Source organism: Nocardioides sp. WJ219 (genome assembly GCF_058559815.1).
Genome location: NZ_JBZUJV010000007.1, coordinates 15681 through 31285, shown reverse-complemented (window position 1 = coordinate 31285; position 15605 = coordinate 15681). Strand labels below are relative to the sequence as shown.

Below are 15605 nucleotides of genomic sequence, written 5' to 3'. Positions count from 1 at the left end.
CGGCGGGACCCGCCACGGCGCGTCACCGCGGGGGCGGGGTACGCCGCCCGACCCCGGCCTCGCGCAGCATCGCGCGGGCCCGGACGAGCTTGTAGACCCAGACCGCCACGACCGCGACCACGCCGGCGTCGTCGACCAGGCCGAGCGGCCCGAGCAGCACCTCCGGGACCACGTCGACCGGGCTGGCGACGTAGACCAGCGCACCCACCATCGCGACGACGCCGCGCGGCGGCACCCGGTAGCGCCACATCACGAACGCGACCACCGCGACGCCCAGGAGGACGGCGACGCCGAGGACGACGAGCACGCCGGTGAGCAGGTCGCTGACGTCCACGTCCCGATCCTCTCAGGCCGGAGACCGGCGACCCGCCGCGCACGGTCGCGCGGCGGGCCGGGGCCGGGTCACCCGACGGTGACGGCCGGGCGGTTGTCCGTGCGGCCGTAGACCGGGCGCCCGGAGTTGTCGACGGCGCGGATGTCACCGTCGGCGACGTTGTCGCGGATCCGGATCGCCTCGGGGTCGCGGTGACGGACGCCCGGGTCGCGGTCGTACGGCAGGTTGCGGCTGACCTGGATGCTGCCGCCGGCGTTGTTGTGGAACAGGCTGATCCGGCCGTCGTTGCCGGTGACCTGGATGCTGTTGCCGGTGGTCATCCAGCAGATGACCACGTTGTGCGAGCCCGTCACCGAGATGTTGTTGCCGACCGTGGGGTCGAGCCGGCAGCCGGCGTTGCCGATGACGACGTTGCGCGTCGCGCCGCGCACCTTGAGGTTGCGCCGGACCGTGGTGTCGAGGACCTTCACGGTGCGGGGGTTGCGGGCCACGAACGTGCCGGTGACCTCGGAGTCCCGCAGGACGCAGGTGTCCCCGGGACGGACCCGGACGTGCTTGACGGTGATGCCCCGGTAGACGCCGTCACACTCGAGGACGGCGCGGCTCTGGCCCGCCGCAGCCGCCGTCGCAGGGGTGGGCGCAGCCGCCGTGAGCGTCACCGCGGCGATCACCGGGAGGATGACGGAAAGAGCCAGACGGGTCGTACGCAGATGCATTGGAGCCTCCGTGGGGGGATGCGCCCGAGAAGTCCCCGCTCGGGGACCCGACCGGGACAACCGGACAGTCCCCGCCGGGTTACGCGCCAGCGACACGGAACTTGCGCATCTCACCCGTCCGGGCGAGAAACCGGCCCGGCGCTCAGTAGCGGTGGAACCACGCCGCCAGGTCGGTGACGCCCGGGCAGGTGAGGTTCATGTCGCGGGAGTCCTCGACCCACTGCCCGAGCACGGCCTCCCCGCCCTGGATCACCCACGCGTCGCCACACCGCTCCAGCGCCTCCGCCGACGACGTCTGGCCGGCGGCGCGCCACTCGGGCACGCCGAGCTCGAGGTCGCCCACCACCTCGGTCCACAGCAGCGGGGTGGAGTAGACGCCGATCCGGTAGCCGGCGTCCTGGTAGCCGCGGGCGATGCCCGAGACCACCGCCGCGTTGGCCGAGACGTCGTCGCTCCACTCGAACGACGGCACCGGCTCGACGTCGATCCACACCACCGGCGTCTCGAGCCCGGCCGCCTCCATCGAGCCCACGTTGAACGCGGCCTGCTGGTAGCCGGTGTTGGCGAGCGCCCCGAGCTCGGTCGACCCGTCGTACGGCCCGTCCGCGCCGTGCTCGGCGATCCGCGCCGCCTCGGGGTAGCTGGCCACGCTGTACGCCGAGATCAGCGCGCCGCGCTCCCGCACGTAGGAGACCTGGTCGGCCAGGCAGGGGTTGGGGTAGAACCCGGGGCCGTTGGTGAGGCCGAGGATGACGTAGCGCGCCTCGGCGACCGGGAGCGGCTGGCCCGACGACCGCTTCTGCGGGATGCCCATCCCCGGCGGGCACTGGGGCCAGCCCATGTCGGCGCCGAGCACCGGCCCGTCCTCCACCTCGATGCCCTCGACCAGGTCGGCCAGCGGGTCCCGGGTCACCGACGGCGGTGGCGGCGCGCCCTCGGTGGGCTCCGGCGTCGTCACCTCGGCCGGTGCGGTCGACGTGTCGGAACCGGTCGGGCTGGTCGAGGTGGTCGGGCCGGCCGACGGCTCGGACGACGCACACCCGGCGACCGCGAGCAGCGCCACCGCGGCCATCCACCTCATGGGCGACAGGCTACGGAGCAGTCGGCTGGCGGGCGGTATTTCTTGCGGCCGGTGTCGGCCGCGGCGATGGGTCACACGCCACCCCAGGAGCGGCCGACGCCGGACGCAATCCGCCCGTCCAGACGACAATCAGATCGGGATGGCGACGTACGTGGTCTCCAGGTACTCCTCGATGCCCTCGAACCCACCCTCGCGCCCGAACCCGCTCGCCTTCATGCCGCCGAACGGCGCGGCCGGGTTGGACACCAGGCCGGTGTTGACGCCGACCATGCCGAACTCCAGCGCCTCGGCGACCTTGATGGTGCGGGCGAGGTCGCGGGTGAAGACGTAGGAGGCGAGACCGTACTCGGTGTCGTTGGCCGCGGCGACGGCCTCCTCGTCGGTGGTGAACGTGGTGATCGGGGCGACGGGGCCGAAGATCTCCTCGGCGTTGATCGCCGAGTCGGCGGGGACGTCGACCAGCACCGTGGGCGGGTAGAAGTAGCCGGGACCGTCGGGCGCGGCGCCGCCGACCAGCACCCGGGCGCCGTCGTGGACGGCGTCGGTGACCAGCTGGGAGACCGACTCGACGGCGTGGGCGTCGATCAGGGGGCCGACGTCGACGCCGTCGTCCTGGCCGCGACCGACGGTGAGCGCACCCATCCGTTCGGCGAGCCGGCGGCCGAACTCCTCGGCGACGTCGGCGTGCACGAGGAACCGGTTGGCCGAGGTGCAGGCCTCGCCCATGTTGCGCATCTTGGCGATCATGGCGCCGTCGACGGCGGCGTCGAGGTCGGCGTCGGCGAAGACCACGAACGGCGCGTTGCCGCCGAGCTCCATGCTCACCCGCTGGAGGTGGTCGGCGCTCTGCCGCACCAGCACCCGGCCGATCCCCGTCGAGCCGGTGAAGGACACCTTGCGCAACCGGTCGTCGTCCTGGAGCGTCTCGCTCAGCTCGGCCGCGCGCGACGTGGTGACCACGTTGAGCACCCCCGGCGGCAGCCCGGCCTCCTCGAGGACCGCGGCCAGCGCGAGCATGGTCAGCGGCGTCTGGGCCGCCGGCTTGACCACCATGGTGCAGCCGGCGGCGACGGCCGGACCGATCTTGCGGGTGCCCATCGCGAGCGGGAAGTTCCACGGGGTGACGAACAGGCAGGGCCCGACGGGCTTGCGGATGGTGAGCAGTCGCGACCCGCCCGCGGGGTTGTGCATCCAGCGGCCGTGGATGCGCACGGCCTCCTCGGCGTACCAGCGGAAGAACTCCGAGCCGTAGCCGACCTCGCCCTCGGCCTCGGCGACCGGCTTGCCCATCTCCAGGCTCATCAGCAGCGCCAGGTCGCCGGAGCGGTCCTGGAGCAGCTGCCAGGCGCGACGCAGCACCTCGCCGCGCTCGCGCGGAGCCGTGGCGGCCCAGTCGGCCTGGGCGGCGACCGCGGCGTCGAGCGCCTCGACCGCCTCGCCGGGCGACGCGTCGGCGACGCTGGTCAGCACGGAGCCGTCGGCGGGGTCGACGACGTCGAGCCGGCGGCCGTCGTCGGCCTCGCGCCAGGTGCCGTCGATGTAGAGGTTGCGGTGCTCGGGCGGCAGGAGGTCGTCGAGGCGGTCCGATCCGGTCATGTCTGCAGCCAACCATCCCCCGGCAAAAGTTCCATCGAAAGAGGGGACATCGTGTCGGCGCCCGGCGTATGGTGGTCTCGTCGTCCTTCGGAGGGAGCACCAAGGAGACGACAAGAACCCCTCGCCGACCCCATGCGGCGGGGGGTTCGCTCCTTTTTCCGACGGCCTCTAGTCGGTCGGCGGGGTCCCCAGCAGCGTCGCGAGCTGCGTGCGCGAGCGCAGGTCGAGCTTGCGGTAGACCCGCGTGAGGGTGGCCTCGACGGTCTTGACGCTGACGTAGGTGCGCTCGGCGATCTCGCGGTTGCTGGCACCGGCGGCGACCGCCCGGGCGATCCGGGCCTCGGTGTCGGTGAGCCGCTCGAGCCGCGGGTCGCCGACGACGGGGGCGCGGTCGGGGGCCAGCTCGGCGTGCACCTGGGCGGCCCAGGCGTCGGCGTGCAGGTCCACGAACAGGGCGTGGGCCTCCTGCAGCGACGTCCGGGCGGCGGCGACCCGGCGGCGACGGCGGGCGAGGTGGGCACGGGTCACGAGCACCCGGCCGACGTCGATGCGCAGCCCGAGCGCGCCCGAGACCTCGGCGGCGCGGTCGAGCACGTGCTCGGCGCCCGCGAGGTCGCCCCGCGCGATCAGCAGCTCGCCCTCGGCGCGGTCGAGCTGGGCGCTGACCCCGGCCGTGCCGCCGTGGACCTCGTGGCGCGCGAGCTCGTGCCGCGCCTCGGCGAGCACCTGGCCGGCCGCGTCGATGCGGCCCAGGGCGGTGTACGCCGCGACCAGGTCGGCGTGCCACCGGTTGACCGTGGGGTCGCCGAAGCCGCCGGCCCGCTCGATGTCGCGCACCCGCGACAGGGCGTCGCGGGCACCCTGGGCCTCACCGGTGCGCAGCAGTGCCTGGCCGAGCAGGATCAGGTGCCGCTGCCGGTAGCGGACGTCGCCACGCTGCCCGGCGGCCTCGGCGCCGCGCAGGGCGAGGGTCCGGGCCCGGGCGAGGTCGCCGGAGACCAGCTCGGCGACGGCGGTGATGAACCAGCCGGAGTAGGCCTCGAGGTCGAACTGCTCGCCGATCCGGGAGGCGCGGGCGGCGTACTCGACGGCCTCGCGGCACCGGCCGGTGCGCGCAGCGACCTCGACCAGGCAGCGCAGCACGTGGACGTGGTCGGTCCCGGCGCCGCGCTCGACGCGAGCGAGCATCGCGAGGTTGGCCGACCACGCGTCGTCGAGGCGGTCGTCGTAGAAGGCGAAGCGGGCGGCCATGTACTCCGGCGAGGTGTGCACGAACCCCGTGGGGGTCGGGCCGGCGAGCTCGACCGCACGGTCGATCGAGGCCTGGTGGTCGGCGCCGGTCCACCGCTGCGCGACGGCGAGCGTGGTGAGCCCCAGCGCCAGCTCGTCGTGGTCGCCGTGCCGCTCGAGCAGCCCGACCGCCCGCTCGCAGGCGCGGTGGGCGGCGTGCGGTCGGGCCTCCATCAACGCGATCCGGGCCCGCTGGAGCAGCACCTTGGCGACCAGGAGGTCGTCGTCACCGGCGTCGGCCAGGGCGGCGCTGAGCACCTCGTCGAGGAGGGTCACGCCGTGGCCGGCGAGCTCGGGGATCGCCAGCCGCACCCGCACGGCCTGCGCGGGCGTGGTGCTCGACTGCAGGACGTCGGCCAGCGCCCGCTGCACCAGGTCGACGTGGTTGCCCGGCGCGGCCGTCTCGATCGCCGTGACCAGCCACTCGACGCGCTCGGCGGCGAGCGCGAACGGCGCCCGGTCGGCGGCGAGGAGGTAGAGCTCGGCGGCGATCTCGCGACCTCCGACCGTGGCGGCGTCGTGCGCGGCGCGACCGAGCTCGGCGGCGAGGCCGGCGTCGGGGCGCGGGTCGGCCAGGGCGAGGTGGCGCAGCCGTTGCGCCGCGGTGGGGGCCGCCTCGGCGAGCCCCTGGTGCAGGGCGGCCCGCGCCGTGGCCGGGAACGACTCGACGATGACCTCGCGCAGCACCGAGGGCGTGAACCGCACCGCCGACCCGGCCCGCGCCAGCAGGCCCGACCGCACCGCCCGGCGTACGTCGTCCTCGGCGGCGAGCCGGCCCGCACGCTCGAGGTCGCGCACCGTCGGCCGGTGCAGCAGCGCCGCGTGCAGGAGCGTCTCGCGCACCTCGGGCGGCTGGGCGCGGAACCGGTCGCGCAGCACCTGCTCGATGCTGCTGGGCAGCGGGACCGGCCCGCCCAGCACCACCGGCCGCTCGCCGATCAGGCCCGCCAGGGCCAGCGCCGCCGAGGGGATGCCGCCGGACTCGACGTGCACCCGCTGCGCGACGTCGGGCGTGAGTCCGTGGCGGCACAGCAGCTCGAGCATGTCGACCGGGTCGAGGGGCGGCACGTCGAGGTGGTGGAGGCCGGTCACGTCGACCGTCGGCTCGTGCGCCCCGGCTGTCTCGGCCCGCTCCGGCGCGTCGCGCTCGCCGACGGTGGCCAGCAGGGCGACCCGGCCGCCCAGCCGTCGCCGCGCGTAGCCCACGATCGCCGAGGACTCGGCGTCGAGCCACTGCACGTCGTCGAGGAGCAGCAGCACCGGCCGCCGCGCCGACCACCGGTCGAGCAGGGCGTGGAAGGCGGCGGCCAGGTCGGAGCGGCGCTCGTGGGTGGCGTCGAGGCCGACCAGCCCGGAGGCGACCACCTCGCGCACGTCGTCGGGCATCTGCGCGACCAGCACCTCGGGGCACTGGGCGAGCAGGTCGCGCAGCGCGGCGAACGGCAGCGCGGTCTCGTCGGGGGCCCCGGTCGCCCGCAGCACCTCCGCCCCGTGCCGGCGGCGGGCGGCGTCCTCGACGACGTCGAGCAGCGCGCTCTTGCCGACGCCGGTGGGCCCGTGCAGGGCGACCGACTCCCCCCGCTCGAGGAGGTCGCGGACCTCCCGGAGCAGCGCCGAGCGCCCGACGACCCGAGTCATGAGCCTCAGGTTAGGTCCGCGCGGGTGGCCGCCGACAACCTCCCGAGGAGCGAGGTCGCGGCTCGACCAGGGTCAGCCGGCCGCGCGCAGGAAGCCCTCGAGGATCGGCCCCGCCGTGCTGGAGCCGCTGGCGCCGTCCTGCACGAACACGGCGACGGCGAGGTCACCCTGGGCGCCGATCATCCACGCGTGGGTGCGGATCTCGCCGTCGGCGTCGTACTCGGCGGTGCCGGTCTTGGCGATCACCTCCGGGCCCGGGAGGGTGGCGAGCGCGCGGCCGCTGCCGTCGGTGACGACCGAGCGGAGCAGGGACCGCAGCTGGTCGGCCTCGGACGGGGTCAGCGGCGCCGCCTCGGTGGGCACCGAGACCTCCACGCCCGTGAGCAGCCGCGGCACGACGGTCTGGCCGGCCTGGACGGAGGCGGCGACGGTGGCCATCGCCATCGGCGAGGCCAGGACCGTGCCCTGCCCGATCATGTCGGCCGCCTCACCGGTCTCGTCGGTCGGCGGCGGCACCTGGCCGAAGTACGCCGGGAAGCCGAGGTCGTGGTCGATGCCGAGGCCGAGCGAGGCGGCGGCCGCCGCGAGGTCGCCGCGGCGCAGGCGGGTGCGCTCGGCGATGAAGGCGGTGTTGCAGGAGTTGGCCACGGCCGTGCGGAACGGGATGGTCCCGGTGCCGCCGGCGGGGTAGTCGTCGTAGTTCTCGAAGTCGCGGCCGTCGACGTCGATCGTCGTGGTGCAGTCGACGGGGGCGTCGGGGCCCAGGCCGCGGCGCAGCAGCGCGAGGCTGCTGACGCTCTTGAACGTCGACCCCGGCGCGTACTGCCCGAACGTCGCGAGGTTCTGCCCGTCGTTGCCGGGGCCGTTGGCGGCGGCGAGGATCGCGCCGTCGCTGGGCCGGACGGCCACCAGCGCGCTCGGCGGCCCGACGTCGGACAGCAGCGCCTCCGCCTCGGACTGCAACCGCTCGTCGAGGGTGACCTGGAGGTCGCGGCCTCCCGTGCCGCCGGAGCGGAAGATCTCGCGCTCCTTGCCGTCGGTGCCGACGGCGTTGACCACGACCCCCGGGGTGCCCTGCAGCTGCTCGTCGTAGCGGGCCTGCAGGCCCGAGAGCCCGGCGGTGTCGCCGGCCTCGTAGCGGTCGGGGTCGTCCTCGATCATCTCGGCGGTGACCTGGCCGACGGTGCCAAGGATCGGGGCGGCGAAGTCGCGGGTGGGCGCGAGCGGCACCTCCTCGGCGACCAGCCTCGCTCCCGGGATCGCCTCGTAGCCGTCGAGCACGGCCTGGGGCAGATCGGCCTGGCGGAACGTGATCGCCTCGACGAACGCCTTGTCGCCGGCCGCCTCGACCTGGGCGACGTAGGGGTCGACGTCGACGTCGACGAGCCGGGCCACCTCGGCCGCCGACCGGCCCGCCCGGGCCGGTGGCACCGAGGCCCGGTCGATGCCGACCCGGACGACGGGGCGCTCGGTGACCAGCGCGATCCCGTCGGCGCCCACGATGTCGCCCCGCGACGCGCCGACCGGCGAGACGTCGAGGACGGAGTTGGCGTTGAGGCTGGGCTCGACGACCTCGTGGCCCCACTCCACCTGCCACTCGTCGTCGACGCGCTCGAGCGCGGCCTGGGAGTCGTAGACCCAGGCCTCGCCCTCGGCGTCGCCGCTCAGCGGCCACTCCCAGCCCAGCGTGGCGGTGGCCGTGTCGCCGTCCTCCTCGACGTCGCCGAGCTCGATCGTCGGGGTCAGGTCGCCCATCCCCTCGACCACCCCGGCGAGGTCCTCGGTGGCGTCGGCCCCGGTGGTCTCGGTGAACGGCAGCTCGGCCAGGTCGCCGCTGCGCAGGCCCTCCACCAGCGCGGCGGCCGTGCCACCGGCACTGTCGCCGACGTCGCCGGGGTCGGGCTCGTCGTCGCCGCTGCAGGCCACCAGCGTGGTGACCAGCAGCAGGACGCTCGGTGCGGCGAGGAGGGGGCGGCGCATGCCGACGGTTCTACCAGGGCCCTGGACGCCCCTCAGCGGAGCAGGCCGCTCACCAGCGGCGCGAAGCCCGAGGCGTGCCCGGCCTTGTTGGGGTGGTAGCTCTCGCTGATCGGGTGGGACAGACCGTTGAGCCACTCGGGGTCGTCGCACACCGCGTGCCCGGTGAACCGACGGGTCGGGTCGGCGAAGGCGAACCCCCGCGCCGAGGCCGCGGCGGACAGGCGGGCGTTGAGCTGGTCGGCGGTGGCGTTGAGCCGCCGCTGCTCGGCCGGGGAGAACCAGGTGCCGGCGTTGCAGTCCTCGCCCATGAACAGCCGCGGGTAGCCGACCACCACGACCTCGGCCTGCGGCGAGCGCGCGCGGATCTTGCGGTAGAGCGCGGTGAGCCGGCCCGGGAGCGTGCCCTTGATGAAGGCCTGGGCGTCGTCGATCGCGCCGGCGCAGTCGCCGGCCCAGAACGGCGTCGCGCACTCGGTGAGCACGGCGGTGAACCCGGCGTCGTTGCCGCCGACCGAGATCGTCACGTAGTCGGTGCCGCTCCTCAGGGCCGCGAGCTGGTTCTTGGTGACGGTGGGGATGCGGGCGCCCGAGCACGCCCGGAAGTCCAGCGCGTAGCCGCGCTGGGCGGCGACCAGGCGCGGGTAGGCCGAGCCCGACCGCTTGCAGGAGTCGTCGGCGTAGGTGCGGGTGCCGAGGCCGGAGGCGTAGGAGTCGCCGAGCGCGACGTACGTCGGCGGGGCGGCGTGGGCGGGTGCGGCGCCGACCGCGACCAGCGCAGGGGCGAGGGTGGCGGCGAGCGCCGCGACGGTGAGAGCGAGACGACGGACGAGCACCACGACCTCCGAGAGTGGGCCGGCCACCGGGTGTGACCTGGGCCTCACTCAAGCACCGACCGCCGACGCCGGGTAGGGGTCGGGCCCGGCCTGTGGAGGAGCCGCGGGGTGGGTCGCGTCAGTGGTGCACGGGCTTGCGACGCCCGGTCGCGGGGAGGGCCTGGACGATGGTCGACGGGTTGCCCTCGATCAGGTCCTGGACGCCCTTGCGGAAGCCGGGGCAGTTGGCGACGTCGTGGGCCCGGCACTGCAGGGCGTGCAGGGTCATCTCCCGGCTGCGCCGCATCTCCTCCATCCGCCGGTCGAGGGCGGCGACGTGGGCCTCGAGCACCAGGTGCCGCTCGGGCGCGTCGGCGTCGAGGAGCACCTGGATCTGCTCCAACGACATCCCGGCGGCCTGGCTGCGCAGGATCACCGCGACCCGCACCAGCTCGTCGCGGCCGAAGCGGCGACGGCCGCCGGAGTCGCGCCGAGGGGACAGCAGGCCGACGTCCTCCCAGTGGCGGAGCACGTGGGTGGCGAGCCCGAACTGGGCGGCCAGCTCGCCGATCGCGAGATCACTTGACTTCATGTCAACATGAACTCACATCCTGGTTGTTGAGACAAGTTCCCAACAACAGGAGGCACGATGAACGAGTACGACGTGGTGGTGGTCGGCGGGGGTCCCGCGGGCCTGCAGGCGGCACTGACCCTGGGACGGATGCACCGGAGCGTGCTGGTGCTCGACGCCGGTGGCTACCGCAACGACCCCGCTGACCTGATGCACAACTTCCTCACCCACGACGGGCGGCCCCCGGCCGAGCTGCGCGCCCTCGCCCGCGACGAGCTGGCGACGTACGACACCGTGGAGGTGCGCGACGTGGGTGCCACCTCGGTGGTGCCCGACGGGGCCGGCTTCTCGGTCGGCACCGACGCCGGCCCGGTCTCGACCCGGCTGGTGGTGCTGGCCACCGGCGTGCGCGACACCCTGCCCGACAAGCCCGGGCTGGCGGCGCTGTTCGGCACCGTCGCCGCGCACTGCCCGTTCTGCCACGGCCACGAGTACGCCGGCACGCCCGTCGGCGTCCTCGGCAGCCACCCGCACGTCGGCCGGATCGCGGCGATGCTCACCCCGATCGCCTCGGAGGTCGTGGTGCTCGCCGACGGCGGCGAGATCGACGACGACAACGCGGCGCAGCTGCGCTCGATCGGCGCCTCGGTGCGGGCCGAGCCGGTCTCCGGCTTCTGCCCGGGATCGCTCGGCGCGGTCGTCTCCTTCGCCTCCGGGCCCGACCTCGAGCTCGGCGGCGTGATGGTCGGGACGACGTTCGCGCAGACCGCGCCGTTCGCCGCCGACCTCGGGCTCGCCCTGCTGCCGTCGGGGTGCGTCGAGGTCGACGTGATGGGCCGGACCTCGCTGCCCGGCGTGTACGCCGCCGGCGACCTCGCCCACACCGCCGCCACCCCGATGCCGCTCAGCTCGGTGCTCGTCGCCGCGGCGGCCGGCCAGATGGCAGCCGTCGGGTGCGTCGGCGACCTGCTGGCCCTCGACCACGCCGTCGCGGTGCCGGTCTGAACCGTCCGGCGGGTGAGGTGCGAGCGCAGCGAGCCTCCAAGCCCCGGGCGGCGTCAGTCGCCGCTGGTCTTCTTGTGCCGCGGCTTCTTATCCCGGGCCGGCGGGCCGTCGGTGGCGGCCGGGCGCGGGGGGCGCGAGCCACGGGGACCCTGGTCCTCGGTGAGCTCGATGAGCTTGCCGCTGATCCGGGTGTTCTCGAGCTTCTTCCACACCTCCGGCGGCAGGTCGGCCGGCAGCTCGACGACGGAGAAGTCGGGCTGGATCTTGATCGCGCCGAAGTCGCCGCGCGAGAGCCCGCCCTCGTTGGCGATGGCGCCGACGATCTGGCGGGGCTCGACCTTGTGGCGCTTGCCGACCTGGATCTTGTAGGCCTTCATCGGCTTGCCGGTGTCGTGCCGCTGACGCCGCTCGCCGCGGTCGAAGCGGTCGTTGCCCTCGAAGCGGCCGCCGCGGTCGGGCCGGTCGGGCCGGTCGCCCCGCTCGGGACGCGAGGTCCGCTCGGCGGCGGGGTCGAGCAGCAGCGGGGTGTCGCCCTGGGCCACGATCGCCAGCGCGGCGGCGACGTCGAGCTCGGGCACGTCGCGGTGCGCGACGTAGTGGCTCACGATGTCGCGGAACGCCGCCACCCGGTCGGCCTGGGACAGCGCCGCGGTGATCGCGTCGTCGAAGCGGGCCAGCCGGGTCGCGTTGATCTCCTCGACGCCGGGCAGCCGCATCTCGGTGAGCGGCTGGCGGGTGGCCTTCTCGATGTGCTTGAGCAGGTAGCGCTCGCGGGGGGTGACGAACGAGATCGCGTCGCCGGAGCGACCGGCCCGGCCGGTGCGGCCGATGCGGTGCACGTAGGACTCGGTGTCGGTGGGGATGTCGTAGTTGACGACGTGGCTGATCCGCTCGACGTCGAGGCCGCGGGCGGCCACGTCGGTGGCGACGAGGATGTCGAGCTTGCCCGACTTGAGCTGGTTGACGGTGCGCTCGCGCTGCACCTGCGCGACGTCGCCGTTGATCGCCGCCGCGGAGAACCCGCGGGCCCGGAGCTTCTCGGCGAGCAGCTCGGTCTCGTTCTTGGTGCGGACGAAGACGATCATCCCCTCGAAGTTCTCGACCTCGAGGATGCGGGTGAGCGCGTCGACCTTCTGCGGGTAGCTGCAGATCAGGTAGCGCTGGGTGGTGTTGGCCGACGTCGTCGTCTTGTTCTTGACCGTGATCTCGACGGGGTCGGTGAGGTACTTCTTCGACAGCCGCCGGATCTGGGCCGGCATCGTGGCGCTGAACAGCGCGACCTGCTTGCTGTCGGGGGTGTCGGCGAGGATCGTCTCGACGTCCTCGGCGAAGCCCATGTTGAGCATCTCGTCGGCCTCGTCGAGCACCAGGAACCGCAGCTCCGACAGGTCGAGCGTGCCCTTGTCGAGGTGGTCCATGATCCGGCCGGGGGTGCCGACGACGATGTGGACGCCGCGCCGCAGCGCGCTCAGCTGGATGCCGTAGGCCTGACCGCCGTAGACGGGCAGCACGTGCACGCCCTTGGTGCCGGCGGCGTACTTCTGGAAGGCCTCGCACACCTGCAGCGCGAGCTCGCGGGTCGGCGCCAGCACCAGCGCCTGCACCGACTTCTGCCGCACGTCGAGCTGGTCGAGGATCGGCAGCGCGAACGCCGCGGTCTTGCCGGTGCCGGTCTGGGCGAGCCCGACGACGTCGCGGCCCTGCAGCAGGGTGGGGATGGTCTCGGCCTGGATCGCCGACGGGCTCTCGTAGCCCACGTCCTTGAGGGCCTTGAGGACGGCGTCGCCGAGCCCGAGGTCGGCAAAGGTGGGGGGCGCCTCGGTGGGCTCGCTCTGGTCGTTCACCCGACAACGGTAGTGGCTGTGGGTTGTACCACTCGATTCGTGAGCGCGGTGCGCTGGGTCACCTGCCCCAGATCGCTCACTCCACCGTCACCGACTTGGCCAGGTTGCGCGGCTTGTCGACGTCGAGGCCGAGGTGGGTGGCGGCGTGGAAGGCGAGCAGCTGCAGCGGGATCGTCAGCAGGATCGGGTCGAGCTCGCGCTCCGAGCGGGGTACGTCGACCCGCCGGCACCGCACGTCACCGAGGTCGACGTCGGCGTGGGTCACCACCACCAGCGGCCCGCCCCGCGCCGAGATCTCGTGCAGCGCTGCGACGTTGCGGTCGGTCAGCTCGTCGTGCGGCACCACCGCGACCGTCGGCACCGCCGGCGAGATCAGCGCGAGCGGGCCGTGCTTGAGCTCGGAGGTCTGGTAGGCCTCGGCGTGCCGGTAGGTGATCTCCTTGAACTTCTGCGCCCCCTCGCGGGCCACCGGGAACCCGCGCACGCGGCCGACGAAGAACAGGCTCTCGGCCGCGGCGAGGTCCTGGGCCACCTCGACCAGGTCGTCGCTCAGTGCCAGCACCTCGGCCACCTGGTCCGGCAGCGCCTGCAGTCCGGCGACGATGCGCCTGCCGTCGGAGATCGACAGGTCGCGCACCCGGCCCAGCTGCAGGGCGAGCAACGAGAACGCCAGGAACATCGTGGTCAGCGCCTTGGTCGAGGCCACCGCGACCTCGGGGCCGGCGTGCAGGTAGATGCCGCCGTCGACCTCGCGGGCGATCGCGCTGCCCACGACGTTGACCAGGCCGACGACCCGGCCGCCCTTGCGGCGGACCTCCTGGACCGCGAGCAGGGTGTCGATGGTCTCGCCCGACTGGCTCACCGCGACGTAGAGGGTGTCGGGCTCGATCACCGGGTCGCGGTAGCGGAACTCGCTGGCGGCCTCGGCGTCGGCCGGGATCCGCGCCAGCTCCTCGATCATCGAGGCGCCCATCTGGCCGACGTAGTAGGCCGACCCGCAGCCGAGGACCTTGACCCGCCGGATCGCGCGGGTCTCGCGGGCGTCCATGTTGAGCCCACCGAGGTGGGCGGTGCCGAACCGCTCGTCGAGCCGACCCCGCAGCACCCGCTCGGCCGCGGCCGGCTGCTCGGCCATCTCGCGCAGCATGTGGCCCCCGCCGTCGGGGGGCAGCGCGTACGCCGCCGGGTCGACGTCGAGCTCGGTCACCGGGCGCTGCGCCCGGCTGAGGTCGGCGCGGTAGGTCGTGAACCCGCCTGCGGTGACGGTGGCGATCTCGCCGTCCTCGAGGTGGGCGACCGTGGTCGTGTAGCGGACCAGGGCCGCGAGGTCGGAGGCGACGTACATCTCCTTCTCACCGACGCCGATGATCAGCGGGCTGCCGTTGCGGGCCACCACGATCCGGTCGGGGAAGTCGGCGTGCAGCACCGCGAGGCCGTAGGTCCCGTCGATGCGCGCGAGGGCGGAGGCGACCTTCTCCTCCAGGGTCGCGGCCTCGGAGCGCCCCACGAGGTGGGCGACGACCTCGGTGTCGGTGTCGGAGACGAGGTCGACGCCGGCGTCGGCCAGCTCGGCGCGCAGCGCCGCGGCGTTGTCGATGATGCCGTTGTGCACGACGGCGACGTCGCCCTTGCCGTCGAGGTGGGGGTGGGCGTTGGCGTCGGTCGCGGGGCCGTGCGTCGCCCAGCGGGTGTGGCCGATGCCGACCCGGCCCGCGAACCGCTTGGGCAGCGCGTCCTGCAGGTCGCGGACCCGCCCCGCCCGCTTGGCGACCTTGACGCCCGACGGCGCGATCACCGCGACGCCGGCCGAGTCGTAGCCACGGTGCTCGAGCCGGGTCAGGCCCTCGAGCAGCAGCGGGGCGGCCTGCTGGGCGCCGATGTAGCCGACGATTCCGCACATGGGAGGGGTCCTGTTCCTGGTTCTTCGGGGGTCGGGGTCGGGGGTGGTCAGCCGTAGACGAGCCGGCGCAGCTGGCGCTCGCTGAGCGTCGGTGCCGCCACCACCCGGGAGCCGAGCTCGTCGGCGATCCGGGCGAAGATCTCGGGGTTGCGGGCGCCGAAGGTCCTCAGCTCGGCGTGCCGCCGCCGGACGTAGGCCTCGACCGGTTCGGTGTGGAACGCGACGACGTCCTCGATCACCCGCGCGGCCTCCGCCGGGGCGAGTCCGGTGCTCGCCACCACGTGGGTGACGAGCGACGGATCGGCGGCCATGGGAGCAATCGTGGGTCGATTCCGGCGTTCTCGCAACTTCCTGCCCGATATCGGGCAGGAATCGCGGTTCAACAGCGGGGGCGACCCGTCTGATGGGTGCAGCCCGGCCAGCGGGGGCCGGGACGGGGAGTGGAGCGTCGAGGACCCCCAGGGCCTCCCTCACCCCCACGGGTGGGGGGTGGGAGGCAGAATCGGCAAGGAACTAGCGGTCTGGGTGGGGATGAGGTACCTTTGATGAACAGAAGGTGAACAGGAGGTGTCCCATGATCGACAACCGTCGTTCCCAGCTCGAGATGCGCTGGATCCCGATGACCGACGAGACCGGACGCGTGCGCATGGAGATGGTCTGGTTCGCTCCCAGCGAGCCCGCGACCACCATGACCCAGGCCGCCTGACTCGTCGGTCCCTCACGGCGGCCGCTCCCACCGGGAGCGGCCGTCGTGAACTTTTTGGTGCACGGGGAATGGAAACGGACCACGGTCCGTTACGCCGCCTGACAGTCCCACCACCCCCGTCCTCCAGGAGCA

Annotated in this window: 13 protein-coding genes; 2 read left to right on the top strand and 11 right to left on the bottom strand. The window is 73.9% G+C overall.

What is annotated here, in order from left to right; genetic code table 11:
* Positions 1-22: 22 nt before the first annotated feature.
* The 8 genes from AC4MBH_RS16840 to AC4MBH_RS16805 all read right to left on the bottom strand — a co-directional run bounded on the left by AC4MBH_RS16840 (position 23) and on the right by AC4MBH_RS16805 (position 10039).
* Complete coding sequence (locus AC4MBH_RS16840; RefSeq protein WP_491796207.1) at positions 23-334, bottom strand: DUF1232 domain-containing protein; 312 nt, start codon at positions 332-334, stop codon at positions 23-25.
* Positions 335-402: 68 nt separating this feature from the next.
* Positions 403-1005 (bottom strand): hypothetical protein, encoded by a 603-nt coding sequence (locus AC4MBH_RS16835; RefSeq protein WP_491796205.1) that lies wholly within the window; start codon positions 1003-1005, stop codon positions 403-405.
* Positions 1006-1192: 187 nt separating this feature from the next.
* Positions 1193-2131 (bottom strand): hypothetical protein, encoded by a 939-nt coding sequence (locus AC4MBH_RS16830; protein ID WP_491796203.1) that lies wholly within the window; start codon positions 2129-2131, stop codon positions 1193-1195.
* Positions 2132-2260: 129 nt separating this feature from the next.
* Positions 2261-3727, bottom strand: a complete 1467-nt coding sequence (locus AC4MBH_RS16825) for an NAD-dependent succinate-semialdehyde dehydrogenase (protein WP_491796201.1) — start codon at positions 3725-3727, stop codon at positions 2261-2263.
* Between the two features lie 168 nt (positions 3728-3895).
* Positions 3896-6655, bottom strand: a complete 2760-nt coding sequence (locus tag AC4MBH_RS16820) for an AAA family ATPase (RefSeq protein WP_491796200.1) — start codon at positions 6653-6655, stop codon at positions 3896-3898.
* A gap of 72 nt (positions 6656-6727) precedes the next feature.
* On the bottom strand, positions 6728-8635 hold the full coding sequence (locus tag AC4MBH_RS16815; protein WP_491796199.1) for a penicillin-binding transpeptidase domain-containing protein: 1908 nt from the start codon (positions 8633-8635) through the stop codon (positions 6728-6730).
* 32 nt (positions 8636-8667) lie between these two features.
* On the bottom strand, positions 8668-9495 hold the full coding sequence (locus AC4MBH_RS16810; RefSeq protein ID WP_491796198.1) for an SGNH/GDSL hydrolase family protein: 828 nt from the start codon (positions 9493-9495) through the stop codon (positions 8668-8670).
* A gap of 91 nt (positions 9496-9586) precedes the next feature.
* On the bottom strand, positions 9587-10039 hold the full coding sequence (locus AC4MBH_RS16805; protein WP_491796197.1) for a MerR family transcriptional regulator: 453 nt from the start codon (positions 10037-10039) through the stop codon (positions 9587-9589).
* Between the two features lie 57 nt (positions 10040-10096).
* Here AC4MBH_RS16805 and AC4MBH_RS16800 point away from each other — a divergent pair, with 57 nt between their 5' ends.
* Positions 10097-11023: an NAD(P)/FAD-dependent oxidoreductase gene (locus AC4MBH_RS16800; protein ID WP_491796195.1), complete on the top strand. Its 927-nt coding sequence runs from the start codon at positions 10097-10099 to the stop codon at positions 11021-11023.
* A 53-nt stretch (positions 11024-11076) separates the two neighbouring features.
* On the opposite strand, the gene AC4MBH_RS16795 is transcribed toward AC4MBH_RS16800, so the two are convergent.
* The 3 genes from AC4MBH_RS16795 to AC4MBH_RS16785 form a co-directional block, all read right to left on the bottom strand.
* Complete coding sequence (locus tag AC4MBH_RS16795; protein ID WP_491796194.1) at positions 11077-12867, bottom strand: DEAD/DEAH box helicase; 1791 nt, start codon at positions 12865-12867, stop codon at positions 11077-11079.
* Between the two features lie 76 nt (positions 12868-12943).
* Positions 12944-14767, bottom strand: a complete 1824-nt coding sequence (glmS, locus tag AC4MBH_RS16790; RefSeq protein WP_491796192.1) for a glutamine--fructose-6-phosphate transaminase (isomerizing) — start codon at positions 14765-14767, stop codon at positions 12944-12946.
* 47 nt (positions 14768-14814) lie between these two features.
* Positions 14815-15078 (bottom strand): hypothetical protein, encoded by a 264-nt coding sequence (locus AC4MBH_RS16785; RefSeq protein WP_491796190.1) that lies wholly within the window; start codon positions 15076-15078, stop codon positions 14815-14817.
* A 263-nt stretch (positions 15079-15341) separates the two neighbouring features.
* Here AC4MBH_RS16785 and AC4MBH_RS16780 point away from each other — a divergent pair, with 263 nt between their 5' ends.
* On the top strand, positions 15342-15473 hold the full coding sequence (locus AC4MBH_RS16780; protein ID WP_491796189.1) for a hypothetical protein: 132 nt from the start codon (positions 15342-15344) through the stop codon (positions 15471-15473).
* Positions 15474-15605: the final 132 nt, after the last annotated feature.